Annotated in this window: 16 protein-coding genes, 1 tRNA gene and 1 riboswitch; of the genes, 9 read left to right on the top strand and 8 right to left on the bottom strand. The window is 70.9% G+C overall.

The window, feature by feature from the left end; all coding sequences use genetic code 11:
• Positions 1-246 precede the first annotated feature (246 nt).
• Both ACJ6WD_RS38550 and ACJ6WD_RS38545 read right to left on the bottom strand, forming a co-directional pair.
• On the bottom strand, positions 247-1,458 hold the full coding sequence (locus tag ACJ6WD_RS38550) for a PTS transporter subunit EIIC (protein ID WP_267952973.1): 1,212 nt from the start codon (positions 1,456-1,458) through the stop codon (positions 247-249).
• A gap of 299 nt (positions 1,459-1,757) precedes the next feature.
• On the bottom strand, positions 1,758-3,089 hold the full coding sequence (locus ACJ6WD_RS38545) for a PTS transporter subunit EIIC (protein WP_020930345.1): 1,332 nt from the start codon (positions 3,087-3,089) through the stop codon (positions 1,758-1,760).
• Between the two features lie 188 nt (positions 3,090-3,277).
• Here ACJ6WD_RS38545 and ACJ6WD_RS38540 point away from each other — a divergent pair, with 188 nt between their 5' ends.
• The 4 genes from ACJ6WD_RS38540 to rdgB all read left to right on the top strand — a co-directional run bounded on the left by ACJ6WD_RS38540 (position 3,278) and on the right by rdgB (position 5,688).
• Positions 3,278-3,553, top strand: coding sequence for a PTS glucose/sucrose transporter subunit IIB (locus ACJ6WD_RS38540; RefSeq protein WP_308401779.1), 276 nt, complete (start codon positions 3,278-3,280; stop codon positions 3,551-3,553).
• A gap of 91 nt (positions 3,554-3,644) precedes the next feature.
• A complete protein-coding gene (gene rph / locus ACJ6WD_RS38535; RefSeq protein WP_016577395.1) occupies positions 3,645-4,376 on the top strand; it encodes a ribonuclease PH in 732 nt (243 codons plus the stop codon).
• A gap of 235 nt (positions 4,377-4,611) precedes the next feature.
• Positions 4,612-5,043 carry a hypothetical protein gene (locus ACJ6WD_RS38530; RefSeq protein WP_331249987.1) on the top strand — a complete coding sequence of 144 codons (432 nt, stop codon included), beginning with the start codon at positions 4,612-4,614 and terminating at the stop codon, positions 5,041-5,043.
• A 9-nt stretch (positions 5,044-5,052) separates the two neighbouring features.
• Positions 5,053-5,688: an RdgB/HAM1 family non-canonical purine NTP pyrophosphatase gene (gene rdgB / locus ACJ6WD_RS38525; RefSeq protein WP_055584819.1), complete on the top strand. Its 636-nt coding sequence runs from the start codon at positions 5,053-5,055 to the stop codon at positions 5,686-5,688.
• Positions 5,689-5,748: 60 nt separating this feature from the next.
• Here the strand turns inward: rdgB and ACJ6WD_RS38520 are convergent.
• The 4 genes from ACJ6WD_RS38520 to ACJ6WD_RS38505 form a co-directional block, all read right to left on the bottom strand.
• Positions 5,749-5,832, bottom strand: a tRNA-Leu gene (locus ACJ6WD_RS38520).
• 49 nt (positions 5,833-5,881) lie between these two features.
• Positions 5,882-6,559 (bottom strand): HNH endonuclease signature motif containing protein, encoded by a 678-nt coding sequence (locus tag ACJ6WD_RS38515; protein WP_331249988.1) that lies wholly within the window; start codon positions 6,557-6,559, stop codon positions 5,882-5,884.
• Complete coding sequence (locus ACJ6WD_RS38510; protein WP_407617587.1) at positions 6,556-7,218, bottom strand: HNH endonuclease signature motif containing protein; 663 nt, start codon at positions 7,216-7,218, stop codon at positions 6,556-6,558. The genes ACJ6WD_RS38515 and ACJ6WD_RS38510 overlap by 4 nt, the downstream gene beginning before the upstream one ends.
• 117 nt (positions 7,219-7,335) lie before the next feature.
• The gene (locus ACJ6WD_RS38505) at positions 7,336-8,877 is read right to left on the bottom strand and encodes an MFS transporter (RefSeq protein WP_233659436.1); all 1,542 of its coding nucleotides are present in this window, start codon (positions 8,875-8,877) and stop codon (positions 7,336-7,338) included.
• Between the two features lie 452 nt (positions 8,878-9,329).
• Here ACJ6WD_RS38505 and ACJ6WD_RS38500 point away from each other — a divergent pair, with 452 nt between their 5' ends.
• Together ACJ6WD_RS38500 and ACJ6WD_RS38495 are read left to right on the top strand one after the other, a co-directional pair.
• Positions 9,330-9,836, top strand: coding sequence for a hypothetical protein (locus tag ACJ6WD_RS38500; protein WP_233659437.1), 507 nt, complete (start codon positions 9,330-9,332; stop codon positions 9,834-9,836).
• Positions 9,837-9,874: 38 nt separating this feature from the next.
• Positions 9,875-11,119: a sensor histidine kinase KdpD gene (locus tag ACJ6WD_RS38495; protein ID WP_233659438.1), complete on the top strand. Its 1,245-nt coding sequence runs from the start codon at positions 9,875-9,877 to the stop codon at positions 11,117-11,119.
• A 31-nt stretch (positions 11,120-11,150) separates the two neighbouring features.
• Here ACJ6WD_RS38495 and bcp read toward each other — a convergent pair whose 3' ends face one another.
• A complete protein-coding gene (gene bcp, locus ACJ6WD_RS38490; RefSeq protein ID WP_016574828.1) occupies positions 11,151-11,618 on the bottom strand; it encodes a thioredoxin-dependent thiol peroxidase in 468 nt (155 codons plus the stop codon).
• A gap of 255 nt (positions 11,619-11,873) precedes the next feature.
• On the opposite strand from bcp, the gene ACJ6WD_RS38485 reads away from it, so the two are divergent.
• The 3 genes from ACJ6WD_RS38485 to ACJ6WD_RS38475 all read left to right on the top strand — a co-directional run bounded on the left by ACJ6WD_RS38485 (position 11,874) and on the right by ACJ6WD_RS38475 (position 13,137).
• Entirely contained in the window at positions 11,874-12,194 is a 321-nt protein-coding gene (locus tag ACJ6WD_RS38485; protein ID WP_016574829.1) for a DUF3618 domain-containing protein, read from the top strand.
• 170 nt (positions 12,195-12,364) lie between these two features.
• On the top strand, positions 12,365-12,667 hold the full coding sequence (locus tag ACJ6WD_RS38480; protein WP_052287519.1) for a co-chaperone GroES: 303 nt from the start codon (positions 12,365-12,367) through the stop codon (positions 12,665-12,667).
• Positions 12,668-12,723: 56 nt separating this feature from the next.
• A riboswitch (guanidine-III (ykkC-III) riboswitch) is annotated at positions 12,724-12,785 on the top strand.
• A 31-nt stretch (positions 12,786-12,816) separates the two neighbouring features.
• The gene (locus ACJ6WD_RS38475) at positions 12,817-13,137 is read left to right on the top strand and encodes a DMT family transporter (protein ID WP_407617586.1); all 321 of its coding nucleotides are present in this window, start codon (positions 12,817-12,819) and stop codon (positions 13,135-13,137) included.
• 34 nt (positions 13,138-13,171) lie between these two features.
• Here the strand turns inward: ACJ6WD_RS38475 and ACJ6WD_RS38470 are convergent, their stop codons facing one another.
• A complete protein-coding gene (locus tag ACJ6WD_RS38470; protein WP_407617585.1) occupies positions 13,172-15,463 on the bottom strand; it encodes a transglycosylase domain-containing protein in 2,292 nt (763 codons plus the stop codon).
• Positions 15,464-15,651 lie beyond the last annotated feature (188 nt).

The raw sequence follows: 15,651 nt of genomic DNA, 5'->3' as shown, positions 1-15,651 counted from the left end.
GAGGCGGTGCCGTCGACGTCCACGAGGGTGGGGCGGCCCACGAGGCCGGTGTCGGGCCGGACGCGGCCCAGCGCCCGCGGCACCCGGCGCAGCCGTCCGGCGTGCTCCGAGTGCCGCACCTCGTCGGCGTCGACGGGGAACACCCAGCCCTCGCCGGCCTCGCGCCGGAGCCGTGGCGCCAAGAAAACCGGGTTCCCCTTCCGGTGCGGAAGGGGAACCCGGCGGTGAACGGCGGTGCGGCAGCGGCTACTTGGACTCGGCCTTCTGCAGTTCCGCCAGTTCCTCGTCGGACTCGCGGCCCGGCGTGGGGAGGTTGAACTTGGTGATGGCGAAGCGGAAGACCACGTAGTAGAGCGCGGCGAAGCACAAGCCCACCAGCGCCAGGCCCAACGGGTTCGAGGCGATGCCGAGGTTGAGCACGTAGTCGATCAGACCGGCCGAGAAGCCGAAGCCGTCCTTCATGCCCAGCGCCCACGTCAGGGCCATCGACACACCGGTGAGCACCGCGTGGATCGCGTACAGCACCGGGGCGATGAACATGAACGTGAACTCGATCGGCTCGGTCACACCGGTGACGAACGCGGTGAGCGCGAGCGAGAGCATCATGCCGCCGACGACCTTGCGGCGCTCGGGGCGCGCGCAGTGCACGATGGCGAGGCAGGCGGCCGGCAGCGCGAACATCATGATCGGGAAGAAGCCGGTCATGAACTGGCCGGCGCTCGGGTCGCCGGCGAGGAAGCGCGCGATGTCGCCGTGCTTGCCGTGGTAGTCGCCCGCCTGGAGCCACGGGAAGGAGTTCAGCAGGTGGTGCATGCCCACCGGGATCAGCGCGCGGTTGGCGACGCCGAAGATGCCCGCGCCCACGGCGCCCGAGCCGACCAGCCATTCGCCGAAGTTGTGCAGACCCGCGCCGAGCACCGGCCAGATGAGGCCGAAGACGATGCCCACGACCAGGCCCGCGAAGGCCGACAGGATCGGCACCAGCCGGCGACCGCCGAAGAAGCCCAGCCACTCGGGCAGCTTCTTGCGGTAGTAGCGCTGGTAGAGCAGCGCCACCACGAGGCCCATCACGACACCGCCGAGCACGCCGGCGTTGACCGGCGCCTCATTCATGACGATCTTGCCGTCCACGACCGCGGCGACCTTGGGCAGGTTCTTGTCGGTGAAGGTCGCGAGCACCTTCTGGAAGACGAGGTAGCCCGTCACCGCGGCCAGCGCGGTCGAGCCGTCCGACTTCTTGGCGTAGCCGATCGCGATGCCGACGGCGAACAGCAGCGGCATGTTGTCGAGGATCGCGCCGCCGCCGGCGGCCATGTAGCTGGCGATCTTGGTGATGAAGGTCGGGAACGACTCCCGGCCGAGCATGTCGCTGTTGCCGAGGCGGACGAGCAGGGCGGCTGCGGGCAGCACGGCGACCGGCAGCATCAGGCTGCGACCGATGCGCTGCATGACAGCCATCGCGCCGGAACCCTTCTTTTTCTTCTCGGCCGCGGGGACGGCACTGGCCGTGGACACAACTTCCTCCAGTGGACAAGGCGCCGCCTGGACGAAGTGGTGGGAGATGGCGGCGTCTCGGGGGGACGCGGCCAGAACCGGCCGCAGGTCTACACCACACACGAGGTGGTGTAGACCTGCGGTGGTGTAGACCTGTTGTAGCACGGCGGGGGCACCGCAAGGAACCTGCCATAGGGCACCAACCGGACCACCCCGCACCGGGCGCGACCCGGCCGACCGGCCCCCGCCCGCCCCGACGAGCGCTACTTCACGTTCTCCCGCTCCATCGCGTCCCCCACCTCGTCCGGCTCCCGCCCCGGGGTCTGGAGGTCGAACCGCTTGATCGCGAAACGGAACACCGCGTAGTACACCGCCGCGAAGCACAGCCCGATCGGAATGAGCAACCAGGGCTTCGTCGCCAATCCCCAGTTGATGACGTAGTCGATCAGACCGGCCGAGAAGCTGAAGCCGTCGTGCACCCCCAGCCCCCAGCTCACTGCCATCGACACACCCGTCAGCACCGCGTGCAGCACGTACAGCGCCGGCGCCACGAACATGAACGCGTACTCGATCGGCTCGGTGATGCCGGTGACGCACGACGTCAGACCGATCGACAGCATCATCCCCGCGATCTCCTTGCGCCGGTGCGGCTTCGCGCAGTGCGTCATCGCCAGCGCCGCGGCCGGCAGCGCGAACATCATGATCGGGAAGAAACCGGTGGTGAACTGCCCCGCCGTCGGATCACCGGCCATGAACCGGTTGATGTCGCCGTGCACCACCGTCCCGTCCGGCTTGGTGAAGCTCCCGAACTGGAACCACAACGGAATGTTCAGGAACTGGTGCAGCCCCACCACCAGCAGCGCCCGGTTCGCCACCCCGAAGATCCCCGCACCCCACGCACTCAGCGCCGTCAACCACTCGCTGAAGCGCATCAGCCCGTCGCCGATCGGCGGCCACACGAACAGGCACACCACCGCGAAGGCCAGCCCGACGAAGGCCATGATGATCGGCACCAACCGCCGGCCGTTGAAGAAGCCCAGCCAGTCCACCAGCCGCACCCGGTGGAAACGCTGCCAGAGCCAGGCCGCCAGGAACCCCATCACGATCCCGCCGAACACCCCCGGATTCTGGAACGCCGCCTGGGTCACCTTCGCGGACGTGTCCACGCACACCCCGGCCCACTGGCCGGTCTGCGTGTACTGCTGCCCCACGGCACAGCGCGCCGGGAACGCGTGCAGCACCGAGTAGTAGACGAGGAACCCGACCACCGCCGCCAGCGCCGTCGACCCGTCCGCCTTCTTCGCCATCCCGATCGCCACACCGATGCAGAACAGCAGCGGCAACCCCAACCCGGAATCCAGCAGCGCCCCGCCCGCCCCCGCGAACACCTTGGCGACGTTCCCCCAGCCCAGCCCCTCGGCGCCGAAGACGTCCGGCTGACCCAGCCGGTTCAAGATGCCCGCCGCCGGCAGCACCGCGATCGGCAACTGCAGGCTGCGCCCCATCTTCTGCAGCCCCTGGAACAGGCCCGCCGCCCGGACCTTGACGGGGCTCGGCCCCTGCCCCGGTGCCGCGCCCGCTGCGTCCGAACTCATCCGCGCCCTCCGCCTGTCCCCGGCGCCGACCCGGCGGCGCCCGACCCACCGTCTGCCGCATACTGGTGGTGTAGACCACTTGTCGGAGGGGGCCTTCCGGACACCCCCTCCGACGATCGCCATCCTTCGTCAGATTGCGGTCAAACGCCCGCAGAAGTGGGCTGAACGTGCGTTACCGTGAGAAAACCGTGCGGCGGAACCGCCGACGGCCGAGACAAGCAGGAGTGGACATGGCCACCAAGGCTGAGAAGATCGTCGCCGGGCTCGGCGGACTCGACAACATCGAAGAGGTCGAGGGCTGCATCACCCGCCTCCGCACCGAGGTCAACGACGCCTCCCTGGTCGACGAAGCCGCCCTCAAGGCCGCCGGCGCACACGGCGTCGTGAAGATGGGCACCGCCATCCAGGTCGTCATCGGCACCGACGCCGACCCGATCGCCGCCGAAATCGAAGACATGATGTGAGCCACCGCTCATGACCAGGGCCCCGCTCCCGAAGTTCCCGGCATTCCGGAACCGGAACGGGGCCCTTCACACAGCCGATAGGGTCGGGACCATGTCTCGCATCGACGGCCGCACCCCCGAACAGCTCCGCCCCGTCACCATCGAACGCGGCTGGAGCAAGCACGCCGAAGGCTCCGTCCTCGTCTCCTTCGGCGACACCAAGGTCTTCTGCACCGCCTCGGTCACCGAAGGCGTACCGCGCTGGCGCAAGGGCACCGGCGAAGGCTGGGTCACCGCCGAATACGCGATGCTGCCCCGCTCCACCAACACCCGCGGCGACCGGGAATCCGTCCGCGGCAAGATCGGCGGCCGCACACACGAGATCTCCCGCCTCATCGGCCGCTCCCTGCGCGCCGTCATCGACTTCAAGGCCCTCGGCGAGAACACCGTCGTCCTCGACTGCGACGTCCTCCAGGCCGACGGCGGCACCCGCACCGCCGCCATCACCGGCTCCTACGTCGCCCTCGCCGACGCCATCGGCTGGGCCCAGGGCAAGAAGCTCATCAAGCACGGCCGCCGCCCGCTCACCGGCACCATCAGCGCCGTCAGCGTCGGCATCGTCGACGGCACCCCGCTCCTCGACCTCTGCTACGAGGAAGACGTCCGCGCCGAGACCGACATGAACGTCGTCTGCACCGGCGACGGCCGCTTCGTCGAGGTCCAGGGCACCGCCGAGGCCGCCCCCTTCGCCCGCGACGAACTCAACTCCCTGCTCGACCTCGCGGTCGCCGGCTGCACCACCCTCGACGCCGCCCAGCAGGAAGCACTGGCCCGCACCCTCTGACCGGCCGCCCCACCCGGGGGAGCGGACCGGAACACCCCCTCCACCCCGCTCCCCCCACCACCGGGCAACCCCCCTTCCCCACCCGGCGCTTCCCCCACCCGGCGCTTCCTCCACCCGGCGCTTCCTCCACCCGGCGCTTCCTCCCTTGCCGCGCCCGCCGCACGCACCGCCACGCACCACCGCGCGCCCGGCACCCGTACGCATCCCCCGTACGCCGCAAGGGAAGAAACGCCCCATGGCCCGCCCCCACCGCCACCTCCGCCCGCGCCGCCCCACCGCCACCCCGCTCGCCGCACTGGCCGCACTGGCCGCCGCGAGCATCGCCCTCCCGCTCCTGACCGCCTGCGGCACCGTCCAACGGGCCGTCGACTGCACCCACACCGCCACCGCCCTCGTCGACGGCGTCGACACCCTCCGCACCGCAGCCGACCACGCCACCGACGACCCCCAACAAGCCACCAAGGCCCTGGACACCCTCGACGCCGACCTGCACCGGCTCAGCGCCTCCACCGACGACCCCGAGCTCGCCGGAGCCGTCGACACCATGAGCACCGGCATCAAGAACGCCCGCCAAGCCCTCGCGGACGACGAGGCCCCCGACCTCACCCCCATCGGCAACTCCCTGGGCCGGATCACCAGCGCCTGCACCCCCGGCGACGAGGAATAATCACCACCCATGGAGTCACAAACCGGCGACCACCCCGCGGCCCCCCGCCGCCTCGTCCTCGCCACCCGCAACACCGGCAAGATCACCGAACTCCGCGCCATCCTCGCCGCGGCCGACCTCGACGTCGAACTCGTCGGCGCCGACGCCTACCCCGACGTCCCCGACGTCAAGGAGACCGGCGTCACCTTCGCCGAGAACGCCCTCCTCAAGGCACACGCCCTCGCCCAGGCCACCGGCCACCCGGCCGTCGCCGACGACTCCGGCCTCTGCGTCGAGGTCCTCGGCGGCGCCCCCGGCATCTTCTCCGCCCGCTGGGCCGGCCGGCACGGCGACGACCAGGCCAACCTCGACCTGCTCCTCGCCCAGCTCTCCGACATCGACGACGAACACCGCGCCGCGCACTTCGCCTGCGCCGCGGCCCTCGCCCTCCCCGACGGCACCGAACGGGTCGTCGAAGGCACCTTGGACGGCACCCTGCGCCGCACCCCCGCCGGCACCGGCGGCTTCGGCTACGACCCCGTCCTCCAGCCCCACGGCGAGAGTCGGACCTGCGCCGAACTCACCGCCGACGAGAAGAACGCCATCAGCCACCGCGGCAAGGCCTTCCGCGCGCTGGCACCGGTGGTGCGGGAACTGCTGGGCTGAGACGTCCGGACAGCCCAATGGCCTGCGCATCGAACCTTCGATTCGCAGGCCATTTGCGAGTGCGGCCGGAGGGACTCGAACCCTCAAGGGATTTCTCCCACAGCATCCTAAGTGCTGCGCGTAGGCCAATTCCGCCACGGCCGCCAGCTCCCAGTCATCGTACCGGCCCCGCCACCGGCGTGGCGGGTGCGGATTAGCGGCTCGTGCGGCTGCGGCTGTCCGGGTGACCACCCCGGCACCAAGTGTCCGTGACCGCATGGCAGTTGGGGCACAGCAAGCGAAGGTTATCCCTACGGTCGTCGCTCCAGTCGCCGTTGATGTGGTCGATCTCCAGGGTCATGGGCTTCCCCAGCCATTCCGGGCCGACGCCGCATGCGGCGCATGCCTCGGGGGCGCCGACTTCGCGGAGCGCCCGACGCAGGAGGAGGGTGCGCGTCCGGCGCCTCCCCTCGTGCTTGATCAAGATGTCGTCGGGACGCTTGAGAGGAGTCGCGCTCGGCTTGCCGCGCTGGTGTGCCTGCCCCAGGAAGTGCGAGACGTCGAGGCCGTCCTGGTCGACCCACGTGGGGAACAGTGCGCGGATCCGGCTGTTGTACGGGTTCATACCGAGTGCGCGGAGGGCGCCGGCGACGGACGTCGCCCCGGCGACCACCCGGCGCAGTTCGTCCGCGTCCGGCTTCGCGGGCGTCGCCCGCTGCTGACGGGGCATGTGCGCCACGTCGATACTGAAGTGGTCGAACCGACGGAACAGATGGCGGCGGAGAGTGCCGTACGGCCGGGTGCCCAAGAACGCGATGACCTCGTCGATGTCGGAGCATCGCGCGGCGGCCTCGGCCAGCCTCTCGCGGGTGTAGCGCACGCCACTGCTCATACGGCGGCGCCCCTGCCGCGTCCCTTGCCGCGCCCTCGATAACTGTCCGTCGTCGAATGGCAGTTGGGGCAGAGGAAGCGAAGGTTCTCGATCCGGTTGTCGCGCCAGTCGCCGTCGACGTGGTCGACCTCCAAGGGGAGCGGCTTCCCCAGCCAGACCGGTTCGATGCCGCACAGGGCGCAGCGCTCCTTGACTCCCAGCTCGCGCAGCGCCCTCTTGAGCCGGGTGTTCGACGTGCGCCTGGCCTGCGCTGACGTGGTCTCGACGAGGATCTCTTCGGCTGTCCGACGGCGCCGGTTGTCCCTCATGCGCGCGGTGCGGACCACCGGCGTGAAGTGCGAGGTGTCGATCCCGTACGCCCTGATCCTGCGGCTGATGTGCGTGTGGTGCCCACCGACGGCCTCAAGCCCGAGATGCCGGAGAACTCCGTACGTACTCGTCGAGGCGGAGACCGCGGCCTGGAGCGCTTCCCTCGTCCATCGCACCCCTTCCCGCTCGAAGTGCGACGTGTCCACCCCCAGCTTTCGCATCCGCTCTCTGAGGTAGTCCCGCTTCGAACTCCGCGGGTCCACCCCCAGCTTCCGCAACGCCTCCGACAGCGTCCGCGACGACGCTGCCGCGGCCTCCAGCCGTTCGCGGGTGTACGGGCTCGTCGGCATGGCTCCCCCTTCGTGGGCAGGAGAGCCGCAGGCCCCTCCGTGCGTTCTCTCGTCTGCCGAACTGGAGAACGATCGGAGGGGCCTGCGGTCACGCCGGGGCGGGCCGGGGGACCGGCCTCAGAAGCGCGGCTCCTGGGTGCGTTCGGCGATCAGGGCGAGGGCTTCTTCCTTGGTGGCGACCGAGGGCGGGGAGCCTTCGAGGGGTTGTCGGGCGGTCTCCTTCATGCAGGCGACGGCGACGACGCCGACCAGGGCGGCGCCCATCGTGTAGTAGGCGGGGACCATGACGTTCTTGTTGAAGGCGTCCATGAGGGCGGTGATGACCAGGGGGGTGGTGCCGCCGAACAGGGAGACCGCGAGGTTGTAGCCGATGGAGAGCGAGCCGTAGCGGACGCTGGTGGGGAAGAGGGCCGGCAGGGCGGCGGACATGGTGCCCAGGAGGCACAGCAGGCAGAGGCCGAGGAGGGCCATGCCGCACGAGACGGCGAGCAGGGAGCCCTGTTTGACCAGGAGGAACGCCGGGATGGCGAGGACCAGGAAGCCGAGCATGCCGGTCATGAGGAGCGGTTTGCGGCCGTAGCGGTCGTTGAGCCGGCCGACGGTGGGGAGCAGGCAGATGAGCACGACCATGGTGACCAGGAGGATCAGCAGGCCGTGGGCCTCGTTGTACTTGAGGGTGTCCGTGAGGTAGGTCGGCATGTAGGACAGGAGCATGTAGTCGGTGATGTTGTAGGCGCCGACCAGGGCGATGCAGAGGATGAGTGCCGGCCAGTGCTGGGTGAGGATCTCGCCCAGCTTCTTGCCCGGGGTGCCGGCGGGCGGGTGGGCGGATTCGTCCTCGGTTCCGGCGGGGGGTTCGGCGGGGGCGTGGTGTTGGGCGGCTTCGAACTTCTGGAAGGCCGGGGTCTCGTCGAGTCGGAGCCGGAGGTAGAGGCCGACCAGGCCGAGTGGGCCGGCGATGAGGAACGGGATCCGCCAGCCCCAGGCGAGCATGGAGTCCGGGCCGAGTGTGGTGTTGAGCACGAGGACGATGCCGGCGGCGCCGGTGTAGCCGATCAGGGTGCCCATTTCCAGGAAGCTGCCGAAGAATCCGCGCTTCTTGTCGGGGGCGTACTCGGCGATGAAGGTGGAGGCGCCGCCGTATTCGCCGCCGGTGGAGAAGCCCTGGATGAGTCGGAAGAGGATGAGCAGGGCCGGGGACCACAGGCCGATGGTCGTGTAGGAGGGGATGAGGCCGATGCAGAGGGTGCCCAGCGCCATCATGATCATGGTGAGCGCGAGGACCTTCTTGCGGCCGATGCGGTCGCCGAGGGGGCCGAAGTAGGCGCCGCCGAGCGGCCGTACGAGGAAGGCCACGGCGAAGGTGGCGAAGGAGGACAACAGGCTGGTGGTGGCGCTGCCGCTGGGGAAGAAGACCTTGCCGATGGTGAGGGCGAGGTAGCTGTAGATCCCGAAGTCGAACCACTCCATGGCGTTGCCGAGTGCGGCGGCCTTCACGGCGCGGCGGACGGTGGGTTCGTCCGTGACGGTGATGTCGGTGCGGCGCAGTGGGGGGTTGCGGCGGCGGTCGATGGCGCGGAAGAGGGCCCAGTGGCGTCTGCGTGCCTCTCGGTCCGGTTCCGGCGCGGAGTGGCTGTCTTCGGTACTCAGGTGCGGCACGCGGCGGTCCTCCCGTTGGGTCGGCGCGCGGTTCGGTTGCGCGGGTGGGGCGTTGGGGCTTCGACGTGTGCGCCTGCACGCTGGAGGGCGGGTCAAAACACTGTGGACGGCGAACGCGAGGTATGTCACGTGGAGCCGGTCCGTACGGCGCATGTCAGGGGGGTGGAGGGTTGCCGTGCGGCGGCGGCTTGTTACACGACTGGTACAAAGCCGAGGGGTCACCGCGGCATTCGGGCAATCAGCCTGTGTCGGGGGGAGAGGAGAGTGGCGGTGGCGAAACCGCCCTTTTCTGTCGCAGGCCCGTCGAAGGGTGCCCTTTCGTCGCGGGACGTGGCGGCCGTGGTGCGGTGGCGGAACGGTGTGATCGGGGTCCGGGCCGGTGCGGGGCTGCCGCGGCGGTCGTGTTTGCTGGTGGGGTTGACGGGGCGAAGGTGCCTCGGGAGGAGTGTGTGATGACCGACCGCGAAGGGGCCCGCTGGAGGCGCGGGCGCACCGCCCTGCTGGCCTTCCTCGTGGTGACGGCGGTGGCGGCCGGTGGGGTGTGGTTCGGCCAGGCGTCGGACCGGGCGTCGGCGGTGGACGCCGCGCCGAAGACCTCGGCCGTGCAGGACGTGAAGTCGGACGGTCCGCCGAGCGGTGATCTGCCGGGCGTCCGCGACTGCGGGATCGGGGAGCCGGAGATCAAGCCCCAGGTGATCACGTTGACCTGTGCGGACGCCGGGATGGTGGCGACCGGGATCACGTGGACCCGCTATGACGCGGACGAGGCCGAGGGGCGGGGCGTGGTGCAGGTGGAGAAGACCGCGGCGGGGGTCGGTACGGACGCCGGGTACCGGGCGACGTTCCGGCTCTACGGGGCGAAGGAGGTCGACGGCGCGCGGGCCTTCACGGGTCTGGAGGTGACGTACGACGGCTCCACCCCGCTCGGTGACACGACGGAGATGTACAACCTCGCGTGATGGGCATTCGAGGCCGGATCGCCCTGGCCATTTCGTGTATGACGGCGCTTGCGGTGGTGGTGCTCGGCTTTGCCGTGCACCACATCGCGGACGTCGAGCGGGAGCGGTCGGCCCGGTCCTATCAGGACGAGCGGTTGAGTGCGGCCCTGCTCGTCTACGAGCGGGACGGGACGTTGGCGCTCGGTGCGCAGTTGGACGACGCGACGCTGCCGTCGCCGCTGCGCGAGGCGGTGTTCCACAACCGGTCGGGGACGTATCTCAGCGGGGGTGACGACCCGCGGGTGTGGGCGGCGACCGGGGTCGGCGGGGACGGTGACCGGCCGACGCGTTCGCTGTCGGTGTCGGCGGCGTACCCGGACGACGATCCGGCGCAGGTGGCGCTGGACCGGGCGCTGCTGATCGCGGGGTGCGGGACGGTCGTGCTGATGGCGGTGGTGTCGTGGTTCGTGGCGCAGCGGTTGTCGCGGCGGCTGCGGTTGAGTGCGGCGGCGGCGCGGCGGATCGCGGCGGGGGAGCCGCCGGACGCGGACGCGTTGGCGAGCCACGGCCGGGACGAGGTGGCCGAGTTGGGGCGCAGTGTGCACCACATGGCGACGTCGTTGGCGGCGCGGGTGGAGGCCGAGCGGGAGTTCACCGCTGACGTGGCGCACGAGTTGCGGACGCCGGTGGCGGGTCTGGTGGCGGCGGCCGAGTTGTTGCCGGAGCCGCGGGCGGTGGAGCTGGTGCGGGATCGGGCGCAGGCGATGCGGCGGCTGGTGGAGGACCTGTTGGAGGTGTCGCGGTTGGACGCCGGGGTGGAGCGGGCCGATCTGGACGCCTGTGAGTTGCCGTCGTTGGTGCGCGGGATCGTGCAGCGGGCGGCGCGGCAGCGCGGGGTGGACGACCTGTCGGTGTCGGTGACGGTCGAGGGTGAGCCGCGGATCGTGGAGACGGACCGGCGGCGGGTCGAGCGGGTGTTGGTGAACCTGCTGGCGAACGCGGCCAAGCATGGCGAGCCGCCGATCGAGGTGGTGGTCGCCGGGGCGCGGATCGTGGTGCGGGACCACGGGCCGGGGTATCCGGCGGACCTGTGTGCGGAGGGGCCGCGGCGGTTCCGTACGGCGGCGCCGGAGCGCGGTACGGGGCACGGGCTGGGGTTGACGATCGCGGCCGGGCAGGCGGAGGTCCTGGGGGCGCGGTTGGAGTTCGGCGCCGCCGCGGGCGGCGGCGCCGAGGCCGTGTTGGAGCTGCCGGACCGGGCCGTGGTGACGGTCCCGGAGGAGGTTGCGGCTCCGATGCCGTAGCGGTGTGGTCCGCCTGGCGTCCGTAACGGTGTTACAGGCCCAGATCCTTGATGATCTTGGCGACGTGGCCGGTGGCCTTGACGTTGTACAGCGCGCGCTCGACCTTGCCGTCCTCGTCGACGATGACGGTGGAGCGGATCACTCCGGTGACCGTCTTGCCGTAGAGCTTCTTCTCGCCGAAGGCGCCGTAGGCGGTGAGGACCTCCTTGTCGGGGTCACCGAGCAGGGTGACCTTGAGCTCCTCCTTCTCGCGGAACTTCGCGAGCTTCTCCGGCTTGTCGGGGGAGATGCCGATGACGTCGTAGCCGTGGCCGGCGAGGAAGTCGAGGTTGTCGGTGAAGTCGCACGCCTGCTTGGTGCAGCCGGGGGTCAGCGCGGCCGGGTAGAAGTAGACGATGACCTTGCGGCCCTTGCGGTCGGCGAGCGAGACCTGCTGGCCGTCGGCGTCGGGGAGCGTGAAGGCGGGCGCGGTGTCGCCGGGCTGGAGTCGCTCGCTCATGGTGGGTCTCCGTCTCCTTGCGTGGTCGTGCAGCTGGGTCGGTACGCCCCTGACCCTAGCCAGCGCGGGGCCCGGCCGGTGCCGGGGGCGCCGCGGCGGCACGAAACGGGGGTGCTGTGGGGCGCCTGCCGGTGCGAGCTGACAGACTGTCCCTGACGAATCGGCACGTGATCGAGGTGGCCGGTTCGGTACGGGGCGGTTCCGGCAGGCGTTGGGACCTCGTAAGCATCGGCACGAGATGACGGAGGCGGCGCGGTGTCGGAAGCCAGGACCCCTGCGCAGATCGAGGCGGACATCGTCCGCAGGCGGCAGGATCTCGCCGTGACGCTCGACGAGATCGGCGTTCGACTGCACCCCAGGACGATCATGGACGATGCGAAGGCGAAGGCGTCCGCGGCCGTGGACCGCACGGCGGGGCGGGCCTACGTGGCCGTCAACCGCCTGGTCTCCGACGTGCGCGGCCAGCTGGTGTCCGAGGACGGGGCGCCCCGTCTGGAGCGGGTCATTCCGGTGGCCGTGGTGGGCGTGGCCGTGGTGGGCCTGCTGGTGCTGGGCTCCAAGAAGCGGCATAAGTAGAGGTACGGGCAGCGGCACGGGCAGGGGCAGCGGCCGAGCGGCCCCGTCCCGCGGGGTCGCGGGGGTCTTCTGGATCCGCCCGCGGTGCGTGGGCGGCGTCGTGGGGCAGGTACGGTCATGCCGTGAGCCCGAATAACGCCAAGGACACCCACGACAAGCTGCCGATCCGGATGCTGCACGACCGCGTGCTGGTCCGGACGGACATCCCCGAGGGCGAGCGCCGCTCGTCCGGCGGCATCGTCATTCCCGCGACCGCGGCGGTCGGCCGCCGCCTGGCCTGGGCCGAGGTGGTCGCGGTGGGGCAGAACGTACGGACCGTCGAGGTGGGCGACCGGGTGCTGTACGACCCGGAGGACCGGGCCGAGGTCGAGGTGCGCGGGGTGGCGTACGTGCTGATGCGCGAGCGCGACCTGCACGCGGTGGCCGCGGAGCGCCTGGAGGGCGCGGAGGACTCGACCGGCCTGTACCTGTAACGGACCCGGCTCCCCTGCGGGTGGTGATCCACGTCACCACCTGCGGGGGAGCCTTTTGCTAGCCTCGGTGATTACCCGACGAGACGCGCCGTACCGGGTCACGACAAGACGACGCACCCCTGTTGAAGTCCTTTCACGGAGGTGCCGTCATGGCATGGATCCTGCTCGTCGTCGCCGGCCTGTTGGAGGTCGGTTGGTCGATCGGCATGAAGTTCACCGACGGGTTCACCCGGCTGTGGCCGAGTGTGTTCACCGGCGGGGGCATCGTCGTCAGCATGGTGCTGCTCTCCTACGCCGCCCGGACGCTGCCGATCGGCACCGCCTACGGCGTCTGGGTCGGCATCGGTGCGGCCGGGGCCGCGGTGGTCGGGATGCTGGTGCTCGGTGAGCCCGCGACCGCCGCGCGGATCTTCTTCATCTGCCTGTTGCTGGTGGCCGTGGTCGGGCTGAAGGCCACCTCCGGCCACTGAGGCGCCCGCGAGGCCGTCGCCGGCTGTCCGTGGGCTATCCGTCGCCCCATCGTCGCGCGTACGCGTCGACGTCCGGCGGGCCCACGGTCGGGAACTCCTCGGTGGGCGCGGCGGTGGTCGGCGCCTCGGTGGGGATCGGTGGGAGGGTCGGTTCGCCGGTCGGTCCGGTGGGGGCGCCGGTTCCGGTCGGCGCCCCGGTGCCGGTCGGGCCGGTGCTGTCGGTCGGGCCGGTGCTCGGCGAGGCCGAGGCGCTCGCCGACGCCGAGTCGTCGGCGGACGGCGAGGGGGACTCGCTCGCCTCGGCGCCCTGTTGGAGTTGCAGGTCGAAGTCGTGGACGGGGTGGCCGGCGAGCGCCGCCGCGGTGTAGTCCGCCCAGATCTGGGCGGGGAAGTCGCCGCCGTTGAGCCGGTCCCGGCCGGCCGCGCCGTACAGCGGTTCCTGGACGGCGGTCTGCGGGTGCTGCCCCAGGACCGCGACGACGGTGGCCAGGTCGGGGGTGTAGCCGGCGAACCAGGCGGCCTTGTCGCCCTCCGCGGTGCCGGTCTTGCCGGCGGCCGGGCGGCCGGCGCCCTGGGCGGCGGTGCCGGTGCCGCCGTCGACGACGCTGCGCAGGATCTGGGTGGTGGTGTCGGCGGCGGCCCGCTCGACGGCGGTGCTCTCCTCTCGCTCCGGCAGGTCGACGTCCTCGCCGCCCTTGGTGACGTGGTCGACCAGGGTGTACGGGAGTTGCCGGCCGTGGTGCGCGAGGGTCGCGTAGACCTGGGTCATGTCCAGCACGCTGGGGGTCGCGGTGCCCAGGGAGATGGCGCCCTGGGAGGTGGCGAGGCTGGGGGTCCGGGCCGGGATGCCGAGGGCGACCGCGGTCTTGCGGACGGTGTCCGGGCCGACGTCGATGCCCATCTGGGCGTAGACCGCGTTGACGGACTTGTCGGTGGCCTCGGTGACGGTGATCGGGCCGTAGGAGCGGTCGTCCTCGTTGCCGGGGGCGAAGCCGGTGGGGCGGCCGTGGTTGATCGTCATCCGCTTGCTGGTGCCGTCGTAGACGGTGTTGGGCGTGATCGCGGAGCCGTCCTGGGTGACCGAGCCGTTCTGCACGGCGGAGGCGAAGACCAGCGGCTTGAAGGTGGAGCCGACCTGGTAGTCGCGGCGGGTGGCGCTGTTGACGTACTGCTTGGCGTAGTCGACGCCGCCGTAGAGGGCGACGACCTTGCCGGTGGCGGGGTCGATGGAGGCGCCGCCGGCCCGTACGTAGCCGTCGACCGCGCGGTCCTCGCTGAGCTGCTCCATCAGTTGGGTGCGGACGGCCTTGACGAAGGCGTTCTGCCGCTTGTGGTCGATGGTGGTGGTGATGCGGTAGCCGCCCGCCCGCAGGGTGTTGTCGTCGAGCACGTCGTGGTCGGTGAGGTAGTCCCGGACCGCTTCGACGAGGTAGCCGCGCTGGCCGGAGAGGCCGGCGGAGGTGCGCGCCCTGGTGAGGGCGGGGAACGCCAGCCCGGCGCGTTCGCCGGCGCTGAGCCACTTCTGCTTGACCATGCCGTCCAGGACGTAGTTCCAACGGGCCAGAACGCGCGGTCGGTTCTCGGGGTGGGCGGTGACGTCGTACGCGCTGGGGGCGTTGAGCAGCGCCGCGAGGTAGGCGCCCTCGGCGGTGGTCAGGGAGCCGACGTCCTTGCCGTAGTAGGCGCGGGCGGCGGCCTGGATGCCGTAGGCGTTGCGGCCGTAGTAGCTGGTGTTGAGGTAGCCCTCCAGGATGTCGTCCTTGCTCGCCTCGCGGTCCAGCTTGATGGCGATGAAGAACTCCTTGGCCTTGCGGGTGACGGTCTGTTCCTGGCCGAGGTAGTAGTTCTTGACGTACTGCTGGGTGATGGTGGAGCCCGACTGCTTGCCCTTGCCTGTAACGGTGTTCCAGGCGGCTCGCAGCATCGCGGCCGGGTCGACCGCGGACTCGGTGTAGAAGTCCCGGTCCTCGGCGGCGAGTACGGCCCGTTGGACGGCCTTGGGGACCTGACCCAGTGGCACGTTCTCGCGGTTGACGTCGCCGTCGCGGGCCAGTTCGGTGCCGTCGGAGTAGAGGTAGACGTTGCTCTGCGCCTTGGCCGCGCTGTTGGCGGGCGGGATGCCGACCAGGAGGTAGCCGGCGGTCAGTCCGCCCACGACCAGCAGCAGGAGGAGCAGGACGGACCCCACCACCATCCGCCAGGTGGGCACCAGTCGGCGCCAGCCGGTGCGTCGGGGGCGGGCGGGGACCTCCTCGTCGGTCCCGCCGTCCGTACTGTCGTGGTCGGTCTCGTCGCCCGTGCCGTCGTGCCGCGCGTCGTCGCTCATGTCTGTGTGACTCCTCGGCCGCCGCCGGAGGTCGGGCCGCGGCGGAGCGGTGTCGTGTCAGGACCGGTGCGGGGTCGTGCGGAGTGCCGTGCGGAGCGTGCGGTGCTGCTGCGCCGTGCTGCACCGTGCCGGAAGGTCGACGGGCACCCGAGGGACAACTTTCGCATCATCCGTCCCGGTCGCCAGGG

This window comes from Streptomyces sp. VTCC 41912, assembly GCF_045799175.1.
In the GTDB taxonomy this organism is placed as follows: domain Bacteria; phylum Actinomycetota; class Actinomycetes; order Streptomycetales; family Streptomycetaceae; genus Streptomyces; species Streptomyces albulus_C.
The sequence above is the reverse complement of the archived record's forward strand: the minus strand, read 5'-3'. Positions and strand labels throughout refer to the sequence as shown.

Coding starts and splice junctions, on each gene's coding strand:
- ACJ6WD_RS38550 (WP_267952973.1), bottom strand. CDS start 1,458: ATGGCTGTCATGCAGCGCATCGGTCGCAGCCTGATGCTGCCGGTCGCC.
- ACJ6WD_RS38545 (WP_020930345.1), bottom strand. CDS start 3,089: ATGAGTTCGGACGCAGCGGGCGCGGCACCGGGGCAGGGGCCGAGCCCC.
- rph (WP_016577395.1), top strand. CDS start 3,645: ATGTCTCGCATCGACGGCCGCACCCCCGAACAGCTCCGCCCCGTCACC.
- ACJ6WD_RS38530 (WP_331249987.1), top strand. CDS start 4,612: ATGGCCCGCCCCCACCGCCACCTCCGCCCGCGCCGCCCCACCGCCACC.
- rdgB (WP_055584819.1), top strand. CDS start 5,053: ATGGAGTCACAAACCGGCGACCACCCCGCGGCCCCCCGCCGCCTCGTC.
- ACJ6WD_RS38515 (WP_331249988.1), bottom strand. CDS start 6,559: ATGAGCAGTGGCGTGCGCTACACCCGCGAGAGGCTGGCCGAGGCCGCC.
- ACJ6WD_RS38510 (WP_407617587.1), bottom strand. CDS start 7,218: ATGCCGACGAGCCCGTACACCCGCGAACGGCTGGAGGCCGCGGCAGCG.
- ACJ6WD_RS38500 (WP_233659437.1), top strand. CDS start 9,330: ATGACCGACCGCGAAGGGGCCCGCTGGAGGCGCGGGCGCACCGCCCTG.
- ACJ6WD_RS38495 (WP_233659438.1), top strand. CDS start 9,875: ATGACGGCGCTTGCGGTGGTGGTGCTCGGCTTTGCCGTGCACCACATC.
- bcp (WP_016574828.1), bottom strand. CDS start 11,618: ATGAGCGAGCGACTCCAGCCCGGCGACACCGCGCCCGCCTTCACGCTC.
- ACJ6WD_RS38480 (WP_052287519.1), top strand. CDS start 12,365: ATGCTGCACGACCGCGTGCTGGTCCGGACGGACATCCCCGAGGGCGAG.
- ACJ6WD_RS38475 (WP_407617586.1), top strand. CDS start 12,817: ATGGCATGGATCCTGCTCGTCGTCGCCGGCCTGTTGGAGGTCGGTTGG.
- ACJ6WD_RS38470 (WP_407617585.1), bottom strand. CDS start 15,463: ATGAGCGACGACGCGCGGCACGACGGCACGGGCGACGAGACCGACCAC.